Genomic DNA, 15117 nt, shown 5'->3' with positions numbered 1-15117 from the left:
GGCGACGGGCGCCCCGGCCTCGATCAGCGGCTGCACGGCCTGGGGCGCGCCGGGTGCCACCAGCAGGGCGGCACAGCCCGCGCCCAGCGCCTGCACCGCCTGGGCGACGGCGATCTCCAGGCTCGGCCCCAGGCAGAGCACCGGGCCCTTCGGATAGAACGACAGCCGGTTGCTCTCCCCCGTCGGCCCGGGCAGGGTCTGCGGGGTCAGGTCCAGGGCCGCGGTCTCGGCCAGCGCTCGGCGGATCACCCCGCCCTTGCCGGAGAGCGTCTTGCGCAGCACGGCGACCCGGTCGGGGCGTGCCGCCCAGTTGCGCGCGTCCAGCCCGTCGAGGGCCGCCTGCAGATCGCCGAGGGCCAGGGCCTGTGCGGCGGGTGCCTCGTGGGCCTCGGCGGCGGCGGTGCGCCGGAAGCGGTTGACGTAGAGCGGACCGCCGGCCTTGGGCCCGGTGCCCGAGAGGCCCTCGCCCCCGAAGGGCTGGGAGCCGACGATGGCGCCGATCTGGTTGCGGTTGACGTAGATATTGCCCACATGGATGCGCTCGACGATCTGCTGCACGCGATCGTCGATGCGGGTGTGCAGGCCGAAGGTGAGGCCATAGCCCCGGGCGTTGATCGCGTCGACCACCTGGTCGATCTCCCGCGCCTTGAAGCTGGCCACGTGCAGCACCGGGCCGAAGATCTCGCGCTCGAGCGACTCGATGCCGCCCACCTCGACCACCGCCGGGGTGACGAAGGTGCCCGTGGAGGGGGCGGGCAGCGTCTTGATCACCTTGCCGGCCTGTTCCTTCTCCGCCACATAGGCGTCGATATCCGCCTGGGCCTCGGCATCGATCACCGGCGAGACGTCGGTATCGGTGTTCCAGGGGTCGCCGATGGTGAGCGCATCCATGGCGCCATCGAGCATCGTCAACAGTCGCTCCCGCGCCTCCTCCTGGACGTAGAGCATCCGCAGCGCCGAGCAGCGCTGGCCCGCCGACTGGAAGGAGGAGATCAGGATGTCGCGCACCGCCTGCTCGGTCAGCGCCGTGGAGTCCACGATCATGGCATTGAGCCCGCCGGTCTCGGCGATCAGCACCGCCTCCGGCCCCGCGTGCTTGGCCAGGGCCCGGTGGATGAGCTGCGCCACCTCGGTCGAGCCGGTGAAGCAGACGCCCGCGATGCGCGGGTCGCGGGTCAAGGGTCCGCCCACCGTCGGGCCGTCGCCGGGCAGCAGCTGCAGCGCCGCCTCGGGCAGGCCGGCCTCGCGCATCAGCTCGACGGCACGCGCGGCGATCAGCGGCGTCTGCTCGGCGGGCTTGGCGAGCACCGCATTGCCCGCCGCCAGGGCCGCGGCGATCTGGCCGGTGAAGATGGCGAGCGGGAAGTTCCAGGGGCTGATGCAGACGAAGAGACCGCGGGCGCTGCCGGGCTCCTCCGCCTCCAGCCGCTCCCCCTCGCCCGCGTAGTAGCGCAGGAAGTCCACCGCCTCGCGCACCTCGGCGATGCCGTCGAACAGCATCTTGCCGGCCTCGCGGGTGGCGATCACGGTCAGCTCGGCGATGTGCGCTTCAAAGAGGTCGGCGGTGCGGCGCAGCACCTCGGCTCGCGCCGCCGCGGGACGGGCCGACCAGTCGCGAAAGCCCGCCTCGGCGGCGTCGAGGGCGGCCGCCACCTCGTCCCCCGTGGCCTCGTGCACCCGGCCGACCACCCGCGAGGCGTCGGCGGGGGAGAGGGCGTCGCGCCCCGGCCCCTGGGGGGCCGGGCTGCCCGCCAGCATGGGTCCGGCGGTCCAGGTGGCGTCGGCGAACGCCTCGCGTGCCGTGAGCAGCGGCAGGATGGAGGCGGGTTCGTTGATTCGGTAGCCGCGGGAGTTCCGGCGCTCTGGGGCGAACAGCTCGCCGGGCTGGCGGATCAGGGGGCTGGGGATGGCGTCGCCCAGGCCGAGCAGGCCGGCCATCGGGTCCTTGGCGATCTCGCTGGGCGGGATCGAGTCGTCCACCACCTGGTTCACGAAGGAGGAGTTCGCCCCGTTCTCCAGCAGGCGGCGGACCAGGTAGGCCAGCAGGTCCCGGTGGGCGCCGACCGGGGCATAGATGCGGCAGTGTGTCCCCTCCGACTCCTTGACGATGTGGTGCAGCGACTCGCCCATGCCGTGCAGGCGCTGGAACTCGTAGCTCGCCTTGTCGTCCCCCGCCATGGCGATCACGGCGGCACAGGTGTGGGCGTTGTGGGTGGCGAACTGCGGATAGATGCGGTCGCGCCGGTCGAGCAGCATCCGCGCACAGGCCATGTAGCTGACATCGGTGTTGACCTTGCGGGTGAAGACCGGGAAGGTCTCGACGCCCATCTCCTGGGCCAGCTTGATCTCGGTGTCCCAGTAGGCGCCCTTGACCAGCCGCACCATGATCCGGCGGTCGAGCCGCTCGGCGAGGTCGTAGAGCGCCTCGATCACCGGTCCGGCGCGCCGCCCGTAGGCCTGCACCACGACGCCGAAACCGTCCCAGCCGGCGATCTCCGGGTCGGCCAGCAGCGCCTCGATCACGTCCAGCGACAGGTCCAGCCGGTCCTGCTCCTCGGCGTCGATGTTGAAGCCGATATTGGCCTTGGCCGCCTGCCGCACCAGCTCCCGGGCGCGGGGTACCAGCGTCGCCATCACGGTGTCGCGGTGGGTGGTTTCATAGCGCGGATGCAGCGCCGAGAGCTTGACCGAAATGCCGGGGCTGCCGCGCACGTCGCCCTTGGCCTGCTTGGCGATGGTGGTGATCGCCTTGGCGTAGGCCTGGTGATAGCGCAGCGCATCGGCGTCGGTACGCGCCGCCTCGCCCAGCATGTCGTAGGAGTAGGTGTAGCCCTGCTTCTCGAGCTCCCGGGCATTCTTCATGCCCTCCTCGATGGTCTGGCCGAGTACGAACTGGCGGCCGAGGATACGCATCGACTGGCCGACCGCCTTGCGCACCACCGGCTCGCCCATCCGGCGGACCAGACCGCGCAGCGCACGCGCCGGACCCTTGGGGTCGTCTTGCAGCACCTTGCCGGTCAGCATCAGCGCCCAGGTCGAGGCGTTGACCATCGACGACGAGGACTTGCCCAGGTGGGCGCCCCAGTCGGAGGGCTCGATCTTGTCGTGGATCAGCTCGTCGATGGTCTCCGCATCGGGTACCCGCAGCAGCGCCTCGGCCAGGCACATCAGGCCGACGCCTTCGGCGGTGGAGAGCCCGTACTCGGCCAGGAACGCCTCCATCATCGAGGGGGAGCGCTCCTTGCGCACCCGCTCCACATAGTGGGCGCCGCTGTCGGCCACCCGGCGGCGTTCGTCTTCCGACAGCCCGATGCGCTCGACCAGCTCGTGCAGCAGCGCTGCCTCGTCGGCCGCATAGTAGTCGCGAATGCGCGCCCGGGTCTCACTCACGGCGCCCTGCGCAGGTAGGTTGGCTTCGTTCATGGTGGTCTCCTTGGGTAACCGAGACGCAGCGCCGCTGCGCCGCCCGACAGGGCTCCCGCCGGAGCCCTCGCGATACCCCGAGTGAGTCAGGACGTCTGTTTCTGGCGATCGATGTGCTGATATTCCCCCGCATCGGCCGTCAGGCTACTCACCGCCACGATGGCGATCATGGCGGCGATGAAGCCGGGGATGATCTCGTAGACCCCGGGTCCCCCCAGGAACTCGGCATTCCAGCCCAGGGTGATCCAGATCATGACGGTAGCGGCCCCGACCACCATGCCGGCGATGGCACCGGCGCCGTTGGTGCGCGGCCACATCAGCGACAGGATGATCAGCGGACCAAAGGCGGCACCGAAGCCGGCCCAGGCATTGCTGACCAGCCCCAGCACCTGGGAGTCCTCGTCGGAGGCGATGATGGCGGCGACCAGGCCCACGATCACCACGCAGACCCGGCCGACGGTCACGGTCTCTTTATCGGTGGCTTCCTTGCGCAGGAACAGGCGATAGAAGTCCTCGGTCAGCGATGACGACGACACCAGCAGCTGGCTGGAGATGGTGCTCATGATCGCCGCCAGCAGCGCCGCGTAGAGGAAACCGGTGATCAGCGGATGGAACAGCAGGTTGGCCAGGATGATGAAGATGGTCTCCGGATCCTGGACATCCAGGCCGTTGCGGATCGCATAGGCCCGGCCGAAGATCCCCACGGAAATGGCACCCACCAGGGAGACCAGCATCCAGCTCATGCCGATGTTGCGGGCGACGGGCACATCCTTCAGGCTGCGGATGGCCATGAAGCGCACGATGATGTGTGGCTGACCGAAATAGCCCAGCCCCCAGGTGACCGCGGAGAGCCAGCCGACGAAGGTCAGTCCCGCCGTCCACGAGAGCAGCGTGGGATCGACACTATTGAGGGTCTCGGACGCCTGGGCGAAACCGCCGCCCCCCTCGCCGAAGAGCACCACCGCCGGCATGATCACCAGGGCCAGCATCATGATGCAGCCCTGCACGAAGTCCGTCAGGCTCACGGCCAGAAAGCCGCCGACCACCGTGTAGATCAGTACCACGCCGAGGGTGACCACGACCCCCATGGCGTAGTCGCTCATGCCCCCGACGTTGTAGATGCCGGAAAACGCGCTCTCGAACAGCTTACCGCCGGCCACCAGGCCGGACGCGGTGTAGACCGCGAAGAAGATGACGATGACGATGGCGGAGACCGTGCGCAGGGAGAGCGCCCGGGTCGGGAAGCGGTTCGCCAGGAACTCCGGAATGGTGATGGCGTTGCCATAGTGGACGGTCTGTTCACGCAGGCGTGGGGCGACCAGGGTCCAGTTGAGGAAGGCGCCCACCAGCAGGCCGATACCGATCCAGGCCGAGCCCAGGCCCGAGACGAACAGCGCCCCGGGTAGCCCCAGCAGCAACCAGCCGCTCATGTCCGAGGCCCCTGCCGACAGGGCCGCCACCTGCGGGCTGAGGGCGCGGCCACCCAGCATGTAGTCTTCGGATGAAGAGGTGGCTCTTCGCATGGCATAGACGCCGATGGCGATCATCAGCGCAAAATACCCGATCAGGCTTATCCAGACTCCAGTCGCCATGTGATCTCTCCAGTTCATGAGGGCCGGAGCTGGCTCCGGTCGGATGACGCATCTACCGTACGGAGTCCGGTAGCGGCGCGGGATTCTTGTTGTTACTCCGCATTTTTCTGTCGGCGCAGCAAGGCGCTATCGCTTGTCACGCCAGGGGATCATCTCGAGGCCGGCCTCCTGCTGTTTCAGCTTTCGATTGTCGGGCGGTTTCGCGGGCAAGGCCTCCGGTGGAACAGCCGATGCCGGGCGTTGGCCGTGTCGCCTTGCCTCAGCGCCGCTGGACTGACCGCGTTCAGGCTCTGTTGCCAAGCGTAGCAGCGAATTCGGGCCACCGGCCCTCGGAACGGTATCCGGTGGGTGGCTCTCGACACCTCGTGCGGGCATCGCTTGCGCGCCTACCAACGCAACGAGGCCCGCCGGTGGCGGGCCTCGTCATGGCAGGGGGCGATCAGAAACGGTAGCTGATCCCGCCCATGATCACCCAGGGGTCGATCCTTACGCTGCCGAGGTCGGTGCCGTCGAGGCTCGCATCGGTATCGATATCGATATACCAAGCGGCGGCGTTGAGCGCCCAGTTGTCGTCGATCAGCACATCCACACCCAGCTGGCCGGCGGCGCCCCAGGAGCTGTCGAGGTTAAGGTCACCCAACTCGCTCTTCTCGCTGGAGAAGCGGGTGTAGTTGACCCCTACCCCCAGGTAGGGCTGCACCAAGGCCTGGGTACCGCCCAGCGGGTAGTACTGTACGGTCAGGGTCGGCGGCAGATGTTTGGTGGAGGCCAGGTTCTGCCCGTTCAGCTTGATGTCGTGTTCGAAGGGCAGCGCGGCCAGCAGCTCGACGCCGACGTTGTCATGGAACCGATAGCCCAGGGTAAAGGCAAAGTTGGTATCGTCCTGGACGTCCACCGCAATGGTGCCCTCGGCTAGCGTGCCGTTATCGCTCTTGGGGGCCACCTTGGCCACGCCGAGGCGGGTAAAGAAGTCCCCGGCGCCGTAGGCGACGGCCTGGGTGCTGGTGGTGAAGGCGGCGGCGGCGAGGCCGGCGGCGAGTAGGGTGGGCAGGGTCTTGCGCATGGAGGCGACTCCTTGTGGGGGCTGATTGACGGTGACCAGCGGCAGTCCTTGGCCTGCCAGGGGGTGACGCCAGTGTAATCAGTCCACGGCCGAGAATTCTTGATCCAGGGCAAGAGTTGTCCGCTGCAACTTTTTGGCTACTCTTTTTCTCGACGGCCAGACGGCAAGACGCCGGGCGGTGCCCGGCGTCGTCTGGGGAGGGTGCCTGGCGCGGATCAGAAGCGCAGGGTCACGCCACCGCCGATGGTCATCGGGTCCACCTTGGCGGTGCCGATGCGGCCATCCTCGCCGGAGAGGCGGGTTTCCACGTCGGCATAGTTGGCGAAGCCGTTGAGCATCAGATTCTCGGTGATGGCGAGGTCGATGCCCACCTGGCCCACGGCGCCGTAGCTGCGGCGGGCGCTGATGCCCTCCGGCTCGCCGGAGAAGCGGGTGTAGTTGAGGCCGGCGCCCACGTAGGGCTGCACGCGGGAGTCCAGGCCGCCCAGCGGATAGTAGTTGACCAGCAGGTTCACCGGCATCCGGTCGATGGTCTCGTCGCCGTCGATGGTGTGCTCGATCTTCTCGGAGCTGTTCAGCTCGACGCCGATATTGTCGTGGAAGAGGTAGCCGGCGCCGAAGGTGAAGCCGGTCTCGCCGCTGCTGATGCTGTCGAGCACACCGTTGTCGGAGCGGGTGTCGGACTTGGCGAAGCCGCCGCGCACGAAGGTGTCGCCGGCACTGTAGGCCAGCGCGGCCTGGCTGGCGAAGGCGCAGCTGGCGGCGATGGCGGCGGCGGTGATCAGTCGAGTAGTACGCATGGTCAGGATTCTCCAATTGCTTCACGCGAAAGCCAAGCCGGAGTCCCGGCGGCCTATGACGAAGGTATTATAAGAAACGGTGTTTCCAAATGTCTCGTCACGAGTCGTCAAGAATTGTGAATGTGATTGTCCGGGAGCTCCTGGCCACCAGAACACCGCGCGGGGCAGGGGCCCGGCGCGGTGTGGAGAAGCGTTGGAGAAGCGACGCTCGGCAGGCGCTCAAAAGCGGAAGGTGACGCCTCCACCGAAGGTCATGGGGTCGATCTTGGCCTCGCCGATCTTGTCGCCGTCGAGGCGCACATCGGCGGAGACGTCGGCGTAGCTGACGAAGCCGTTGAGCATCACCCCCTGGGCCACCGCCAGGTCCACGCCCAGCTGGCCGATGGCGCCATAGCTGCGGCGCACATCGATGGGCAGCGGGGTGTCTTCGCCGGAAAAGCGGGTGTAGTTGAGGCCGGCGCCCACGTAGGGCTGCACGCGGGAGTCCAGGCCGCCCAGGGGATAGTAGTTGACCAGCAGGTTGATCGGCATCCGATCGACGCTGCCGAAGTCGCCTCCGCCGAGGCTCAGGTCATGCTCGAACTTTTCGGAGCCGTTCAGCTCGATACCCAGCCTGTCGGTAAACAGGTAGCCGAGGCCATAGGTAAACCCCCTGGCACTGCTGACGCCGAGATCAAGCCCTGCGGCCTGGCCGTTGTCGGAACGCGTGTCGGTCTGGGCATAGCCGCCGCGCACGAAGATGTCTCCGGCACTGTAGGCCAGGACCGCCTGGCTGGCGATCAGGCCCCCGGTGGTCAGCAGGGCGGCGGTGAGGAAACGGTGCTTGCTCATCAGGGAGTCCTCGCATCGATCATGGGCTTGAGTGCTCGGGAAAGCCTTTGTTGTACGAGAATGACTATAGAATGGGGTTTGGTAGAAGTCTTGTGAAGTTTTTCGATGGCCCTGATAGCCGTATCTTGCTGGCTTTGGCCGCGAATCGACGGGGCGGCCGACGAGAAAGGCGAGGGGGCGACGTACAAGATTTTCCGCAGTGCGGCAAAGTCGGCTCGCGTCTGGCGCGGAAATCGTCTTGACTGGAGGCAGGCGACACGGGAGGAACGCATGCGTATTGCATCGGGTTTCAGAGGGCCCTGGTGGGAGCCGCTGCTCTCACTGCTGGTGGCGGCGGGACTGGCGATGTGGCTGCTGCTTGACCCCGCGCTGATCCGGGGCCTGCCGCTCAGCCTTCGCCTGCCCGCCGTCCTGCTGGGGATCTGGGCCCTTGGGGCGGCCTTCCTGCGCCCGCTGGCGCTCGACCCCCCACGACTCTGGCAGCGTCGTGCGCTGTCGCCACCCTGGTGCCTGGTGGCGCTTCTCCTGTTTGCCATGCTGGTGGTGGCCAGGGCCGTGCTGGCCTGACCCAGCCGTATCAGCCACAGCGCCAGAACGCAGAACGCCGCCCCTCGGGGCGGCGTTCTGGTTCAGGGGCCAGGCCCTTGCCCTCAGGTGCGGTCGAAGGTGTCGAAGTCGGCGGTGATGGCGTCACTCGGCTCTTCGGTGGCCAGGGTCGCCACCACGATGGCGAGGTAGGCGAAGATCACCCCGGGCACGATCTCGTAGAGGTCGAAGAGGCCGCCGGAGAGCTCGGCCCAGACCACCACGGTCACGCCGCCCATCACGATGCCGGCCAGAGCGCCCCACTTGTTCATGCGGCGCCAGTAGAGCGACAGGATCAGCGCCGGTCCAAAGGCGGCCCCGAAGCCGGCCCAGGCGTAGGCCACCAGGTCGAGCACGGTAGCGTCCGGGTTGAGGGCCAGCAGGTAGGCGATGAAGGCGATGCCGATCACCGCAAAGCGGCCCACCCACACCAGCTCGGACTGGGAGGCCTCCTTGCGGAAGATCGCCTTGTAGAAGTCGTCGGTCAGCGCCGAGGAGGAGACCAGCAGCTGGGAGTCGGCGGTGGACATGATGGCGGCCAGGATGGCGGCCAGCAGGATGCCGGCGATCACCGGGTGGAAGATCAGGTTGACCATCACCATGAAGACCGTCTCGCCGTCGGCCAGGTCGCGCTGCACGAAGCCCACGCCGAGCAGGCCCACGGCGATGGAGCTGATCAGGGCGATGGCGGTCCAGCTCACCGCGATGCGCCGCGCGGCGGGGATGTCGCGATCGCTGCGGATGGCGGCGAAGCGGGCCAGGATGTGGGGCTGGCCGAAGTAGCCCAGGCCCCAGGCCAGGGAGCTGACGATGCCCACGAAGGTCAGCGCCTCGCCGGTGGAGGCATCCCGGAACCAGGCGAGCATGTGCTCGCTCTCGGCGGCGAGCGCCGCCCCGGCGCCGCTGGCCCCGCCCAGGTCGCCGAAGGCGATGATCGGCACGATGGCCAGGGCTGCGGCCATCATCAGGCCCTGGATCAGGTCGGTCCAGGAGACCGCCAGGAAGCCGCCGATGAAGGTGTAGACGATGATGGTCAGGGTGCCCACGGTCACCGCGATGCGGTAGTCGAAACCGAACACCGTCTCGAACAGCCGCCCGCCGGCCACCAGGCCCGAGCTGGTGTAGAAGAGGAAGAACATCAGGATGAAGATCGCCGAGATCACCCGCAGCAGGTGCGACTTGTCCTGGAAGCGGTTGGCGAAGTACTCCGGCAGGGTCAGGGCGTCACTCACCTTGAAGCTGTAGAGGCGCAGGCGTCGCGCCACGATCAGCCAGTTGAGCCAGGTGCCGATCAGCAGGCCCACGGCGATCCAACTGGCCGAGATGCCGCTGACGTAGGCCGCGCCCGGCAGGCCGAGCAGCAGCCAGCCGGACATGTCCGAGGCGCCGGCGGAGATCGCCGAGGTCCAGGGGCCGAGCGAGCGGCCGCCGAGGATATAGTCGGAGAGGTTGGTGGTGCGCTTGTAGGCGACGATGCCGATGCCGAGCATCAGCGCCAGATACACCACGAAGGTGAAGCCGATGGCCATGTTGTTCTGAACCATGAGGGGGTTCCTTGCGTTATTGTCGTTACTGACGAGCGTCGATCACTCGTCTCCCAGCGCCAGCAGTGAGGCATTGCCGCCCAGGGCGGCGGTGTTGACGGTCACGGTCTTCTCGGTGGCGAAGCGCAGCAGGTAGTGCGGCCCCCCCGCCTTGGGCCCGGTGCCGGAGAGCCCCAGACCGCCGAAGGGCTGCACGCCCACGACGGCGCCGATGATATTGCGGTTCACGTAGACGTTACCCACGCGAATCTTCTGCGCGATTGCATCGGCAAAGGATTCGTTGCGGCTGTGTACGCCGAAGGTCAGGCCATAGCCCCGGCCGTTGATCGAGTCGATCACCCGGTCGATCTCGCTGGCCTTGTAGCGGACGATGTGCAGGATCGGGCCGAACTGCTCCCGCTCCAGCGCCTCGATGCCGTCGATCTCGAAGGCCACCGGGGCCACGAAGGTGCCGTGGGCGGTCTCGTGGGTCTCCAGGCGGGTCTCCGCCACCAGCCGGCCCTCGGCCTTGAGCCTCTCGATATGGCCGTTGAGTCCGCGGCGGGCCTCCTCGTCGATCACCGGGCCCACGTCGGTGCCCAGGTCACGGGGGTCGCCCACGCGCAGCTCGTCCATGGCCCCCTTGAGGGTCTCGATCACGCGGTCGGCCACGTCCTCCTGCAGGTAGAGCACGCGCAGGGCCGAGCAGCGCTGGCCGGCGCTCTGGAAGGCGGACTGGATGACGTCGGCCACCACCTGCTCGGGCAGGGCGGTGGAGTCCACGATCATGGCGTTCATGCCGCCGGTCTCGGCGATCAGGGTGGGCAGGGCGGCCCCTTCGCGGTTGGTCAGGGCGCGGTTGATCACCTGGGCGGTATCGGTGCCGCCGGTGAAGACCACCCCGGTGATGCGGGCATCGCCGGTGAGCACGCTGCCCACCGTGGGGCCGTCGCCGGGCAACAGCTGCACCACGTCACGGGGCATGCCGGCCTCATGAAGCAGCTCGATCACCCGGTGGGCGACGATGGAGGTCTGCTCCGCGGGCTTGGCCAGCACGGTGTTGCCGGCGACCGCGGCGGCCACCACCTGGCCGCAGAAGATCGCCACCGGGAAGTTCCAGGGGCTGATCGCCGCGAAGACGCCCTTGCCGGCGAGCATCAGCCGGTTGGATTCCCCGGTGGGGCCGGGCAGGGTGGTCGCCTCGCCGAAGAGCGCCTCGGCCTGCATGGCGTAGTAGCGGCAGAAGTCCACCGCCTCGCGGATCTCGTCCACGCCGTCGGTGAGCAGCTTGCCGCCCTCGCGGGAGCAGAGCGTCATCAGCTCCGCCATGTGGGTCTCCATCAGGTCGCCCAGGCGGCTCACGATGGCGGCGCGCTCGCTGACCGGGGTGGCCTCCCAGCGCGGGAAGGCGGCCCAGGCCGCATCCAAGGCGCGGGCGGCCTGCTCGGCGCTGGTCCACTGCACGCTGCCCACCTTCTGGCTGTTATCGAAGGGGCTCTGCACCGCTTGGCGGCTCGCCGCGTCGTCCGGCACCTCGAAGGCGAGCAGCGGCTTCACGTGGTACTCGCGCTCCATGAAGGTGGCCATCTCGTCCATCAGCGGCTGGTAGTGGCTGCTCACGTTGAGGTTCACCCCGCGGGAGTTGCGCCGCTTCTCGCCGTAGATCTCGGCGGGCAGCGGGATGCGCGGGTTGGCGTAGCGCGCCTGCTGGCGCAGGGTCTCGGCGGGGTGCACGCAGAGCGACTCCACCGGCACCTTGGGGTCGACCAGCTGGTGGACGAAGGAGGAGTTGGCGCCGTTCTCCAGCAGGCGGCGCACCAGGTAGGGGAGCAGATCCTTGTGGGCGCCCACCGGGGCGTAGATCCGGCAGTAGGTGCCCTTGGGGGCGCGGGTCAGGGCGGCGTCGTAGAGCGCCTCGCCCATGCCGTGCAGGCGCTGGAACTCGAAGGGGCGGGCGGCCTCGTTGGCCTGCTCGAGGATGGCGCTGATGGTGTGGGCGTTGTGGGTGGCGAACTGCGGGAAGATCCGGCCGCGGGTGGCGTCGGAGAGCAGGAAGCGCGCGCACACCAGGTAGGCCACGTCGGTGCACGCCTTGCGGGTGTAGACCGGGTAGCCCTCGACGCCGAGCTGCTGGGACTCCTTGATCTCGCTGTCCCAGTAGGCGCCCTTCACCAGGCGCAGGGGGATCTCGTCGCCCTGCCGGTCGGCCAGGCGGTTGAGGTAGTGCAGCACCGGCAGCGCGCGCTTGGAGTAGGCCTGCACCACCAGGCCGAAGTGCCCCCAGCCCCTGCCGATATCGCTCTCGTAGACGGCGCGGAAGACCTCCAGGGAGAGTTCCAGGCGGTCGACCTCCTCGGCGTCGATGGTCAGCGCCACGTTCCGTTCGTGGGCCATGGCGGCCAGCTGCTTCACGCTGTCCACCAGTTCGTGCAGCACCTGGTCGCGGCGGCCGAACTCGTAGCGGGGGTGCAGCGCCGAGAGCTTGATGGAGACCGAGGGGGCGGGGGTCTTCTCGGTCAGCGCCTGGCTGGTCTTGCCCACCCGCTCGATGGCGCGGGCGTAATCATCGAAGTACTTGGCGGCGTCGCGGCGGGTACGGGCGGCCTCGCCCAGCATGTCGTAGGAGTAGGTGTAACCCTTCTCGAACAGCGGCCGGGAGCGCTTGAGCGCCTCGTCGATGTCGCGGCCCAGCACGAACTGCTTGCCCATCACCTTCATCGCCTCGCGCATGGCGCGGCGGATCACCGGCTCGCCCAGGCGGTTGACCAGCTTGTTGATGAAGCTGGCCGGCCGGCCATCCCGGGGGTGGTCGAGGTTGATCACCCGGCCGGTCATCAGCAGGCCCCAGGTGGAGGCGTTGACGAACCAGGAGTCGCTCTGGCCGAGGTGGGACTTCCAGTCGGCTGGGCCCAGCTTGTCCTCGATCAGCGCATCGGCGGTGGCGGTGTCGGGAATGCGCAGCATCGCCTCGGCCAGGCACATCAGCATCAGTCCCTCGTGGGTGTCGAGGCTGTACTGCTGCAGCAGCTCGTCGATGGAGTCCACGGCGGTATCCATCTCGCGCACCTCGCGCACCAGCTCGGCGGTCTTGCCGGCGATGCGCTGAAAGTCGCGGGTATCGGCGCTGAGCACCTTGACCAGCTCGGCGACGAAGGCCTCCTCGTCGACCACATAGTGATCGCTGATGCGCGTGAAGAGGGTATCGAGATCCTGCTGCCAGGTGGCAGCGTCCAGCAGGGTGTTGGCGTCGAGCATGAAGGGTCCCCAGGAGGTGTCGTCAGGCGAAGAGAGGGCCGCGGGTACGACCGTGCCCACGACTGTAGGAGCGCGCGAGACGCGCCGCTTTCAGATTCCGCGGGAAAACGTGCCGATTTCGCGGTTCCTGGTCGCTATCTGCTTCGAACGTTAGACGTTGGTCTAATTCTGTGCTGGGGCAGGCCTGCCCCGGGGGTAGGGCGGGCGGGGGCAGGAGTCGAGTGGCTCAGGAAAGCAGCGAGGCCGGGCTGCCCGTCAGGCGGCCGGGCCGCCGCAGGCGGCTGGGGGGCTGGCCGAAGGCCTGGCGGCAGGCGCTGGAGAGCGCGCTCTGGCTGGCGAAGCCGGTCAGGGCGGCCACCTCGTAGAGCGGTAGCCGGCTCTCGGCCAGCAGCCGACGGGCGGCCTCCAGGCGCTTGCGGCGCACGTACTGCCAGGGGGAGAGGCCGACCTGTACACCGAAGCAGTGGCGGAAGTGGGCCTCGCTGAGGCAGGCCTCGGCGGCCAGGTCGGCAACGCTGAGCCGGTTGGCCAGGTGGCGTTCGATGAAGCGGTCCAGGCGCGCCAGGTCGAGGCGTCGGCCGCGGGGAGCAGGGGGCGCCACGCCCAGGCGGGTATTCAGGCAGCCGAGCAGGGTGGCGACCAGGCGCTCCTGTTGGGACTCGGAGTCGCCGGCCACGTCGAGCTCCAGCTGCAGGAACTCCAGGTAGCGCTTGAGGGGATCGTCCAGGGCGAAAAAGCGCGGCGCATCGAAGAGACGGCTCAGCTCGTGGTGGAAGCCGGTGAGGCACGCCGCCTCCCCCGGTAGGTCGAGGATCAGCTGGCGGTTGTCCCCGGTGCCGGCATAGTAGTGCACATGATTGGCCGGCACGATGCAGCCCGAGAAGGCCGAGATGACACCGCCCAGTCCCTCGATCTCGAATTCTGCCCGTCCATCGAGGCCGATCACGATCTGATGAAAGTCGTGGGCGTGGTGGCGAGTCGCGGTATCGAGGGGAATCTGGCGGATGGCGCTCGACATGTCGGGCCTTCGTTCATTCATTCGGCAGGGCCACCCTATTCTAGCCTGAATCGTGGCCCGGGTTCATTCCCCGCTGTCTCGGGCTTCCCTGAGCGCCAGGTGACGCGCCAGGTGGTCACGCAGGGCCCGGAGTTCCTCCTGGCCGGTGGCATCGAGCAAGGGCTTGCCGCGATTCACCCGTTCATGGTTCCCGTGCACGTCCACCAGGCGCTGGGCGCGCCGGCGGATCCCGTCCAGGGTCTCGTCGTGGCGGATGGGATAGCCGATGATGGTGTTCCACTCGGTCTCGTTGACCTGGCTCTGCAGCGCCCGGTCGATCAGCTCCAGCAGCTGGCGGGGCTCGGTGCGATAGCGGGGGGTGCCGGAGAGCAGCAGCAGGGCGATCACGCTGCCGAAGATCAGCAGGCAGACGACGAAGACGAGCAGGAAGAGGGCCATGGGCGCAACCAGAGAGCTTTACCATCTCAGGAGCGCATCTCGGAAGCGATCCTGGACCCACGTTGAAAATGAAAAAAATTACTGAGGAAACGTGGAGCGGGTGAAGGGAATCGAACCCTCGTCTTAAGCTTGGGAAGCTTCTGCTCTACCATTGAGCTACACCCGCTGGGCAAAATCGATAGTAAAACCAATCGCTTAGCCTTGCAAGCCGGATCGTGACCTTTTTCGCTATCTTGATGCAAGTCGCTGTTTTTGCACTGTGTTGCCGGGGGGCTCCGGGCGAGGTACGCGGGGCGCCGAGGGGGCCGGCAAGAAATTTTCGGCCCTTCCCGAACTTTTTCTCGCAGCACTGTCTGAGTTAGCACAGGCAACAGCGCGATGGCAGTCGCTAACACTGTTGTTCTGGCTCGCAGTTTTCGATCGATGCTTGGCCGCTTCCCTTGGGGAGCGGCCTTCTTTTTTTGGTTCATCGCAGATAAGAGTGAAGCTGCCTTGTGGGAGCTCGGGTTCCCCGAGCGAATGGCGCCGAAGGTGCCCCAGTGTGTTGCTTACACTTGCACGAGCCGTCTGGGAGTCCTTCGGCCTCCAT

At 67.6% G+C, this 15117-nt stretch carries 10 protein-coding genes and 1 tRNA gene; 1 reads left to right on the top strand and 10 read right to left on the bottom strand.

Annotated elements, in window-relative coordinates:
• The 5 genes from putA (J5F18_RS14780) to J5F18_RS14760 form a co-directional block, all read right to left on the bottom strand.
• Positions 1-3423 (bottom strand): bifunctional proline dehydrogenase/L-glutamate gamma-semialdehyde dehydrogenase PutA (gene putA / locus J5F18_RS14780; protein WP_346299330.1); only part of this gene is annotated, 3423 nt, incomplete at its 3' end.
• 86 nt (positions 3424-3509) lie between these two features.
• Complete coding sequence (putP, locus tag J5F18_RS14775; RefSeq protein ID WP_346299329.1) at positions 3510-5015, bottom strand: sodium/proline symporter PutP; 1506 nt, start codon at positions 5013-5015, stop codon at positions 3510-3512.
• Between the two features lie 439 nt (positions 5016-5454).
• On the bottom strand, positions 5455-6078 hold the full coding sequence (locus tag J5F18_RS14770; RefSeq protein WP_346299328.1) for an OmpW family outer membrane protein: 624 nt from the start codon (positions 6076-6078) through the stop codon (positions 5455-5457).
• A gap of 215 nt (positions 6079-6293) precedes the next feature.
• A complete protein-coding gene (locus tag J5F18_RS14765) occupies positions 6294-6878 on the bottom strand; it encodes an OmpW family outer membrane protein (protein WP_346299327.1) in 585 nt (194 codons plus the stop codon).
• A gap of 219 nt (positions 6879-7097) precedes the next feature.
• The gene (locus J5F18_RS14760; protein ID WP_346299326.1) at positions 7098-7709 is read right to left on the bottom strand and encodes an OmpW family outer membrane protein; all 612 of its coding nucleotides are present in this window, start codon (positions 7707-7709) and stop codon (positions 7098-7100) included.
• Positions 7710-7979: 270 nt separating this feature from the next.
• Here J5F18_RS14760 and J5F18_RS14755 point away from each other — a divergent pair, with 270 nt between their 5' ends.
• Positions 7980-8276 (top strand): hypothetical protein, encoded by a 297-nt coding sequence (locus J5F18_RS14755; protein WP_346299325.1) that lies wholly within the window; start codon positions 7980-7982, stop codon positions 8274-8276.
• An 83-nt stretch (positions 8277-8359) separates the two neighbouring features.
• Here the strand turns inward: J5F18_RS14755 and putP (J5F18_RS14750) are convergent, their stop codons facing one another.
• The 5 genes from putP (J5F18_RS14750) to J5F18_RS14730 form a co-directional block, all read right to left on the bottom strand.
• On the bottom strand, positions 8360-9838 hold the full coding sequence (gene putP / locus J5F18_RS14750) for a sodium/proline symporter PutP (RefSeq protein ID WP_346299324.1): 1479 nt from the start codon (positions 9836-9838) through the stop codon (positions 8360-8362).
• A gap of 42 nt (positions 9839-9880) precedes the next feature.
• Positions 9881-13072 carry a bifunctional proline dehydrogenase/L-glutamate gamma-semialdehyde dehydrogenase PutA gene (gene putA, locus J5F18_RS14745; protein WP_346299323.1) on the bottom strand — a complete coding sequence of 1064 codons (3192 nt, stop codon included), beginning with the start codon at positions 13070-13072 and terminating at the stop codon, positions 9881-9883.
• A gap of 226 nt (positions 13073-13298) precedes the next feature.
• On the bottom strand, positions 13299-14090 hold the full coding sequence (locus J5F18_RS14740; protein WP_346299322.1) for an AraC family transcriptional regulator: 792 nt from the start codon (positions 14088-14090) through the stop codon (positions 13299-13301).
• A 63-nt stretch (positions 14091-14153) separates the two neighbouring features.
• Entirely contained in the window at positions 14154-14528 is a 375-nt protein-coding gene (locus J5F18_RS14735; RefSeq protein WP_346299321.1) for a hypothetical protein, read from the bottom strand.
• Between the two features lie 92 nt (positions 14529-14620).
• Positions 14621-14694, bottom strand: a tRNA-Gly gene (locus J5F18_RS14730).
• Positions 14695-15117 lie beyond the last annotated feature (423 nt).

It is taken from the genome of Halomonas sp. BM-2019, assembly GCF_017584085.1.
Note: the sequence above shows the minus strand (reverse complement) of the source record. Positions and strands in the feature narration are given on the sequence as shown.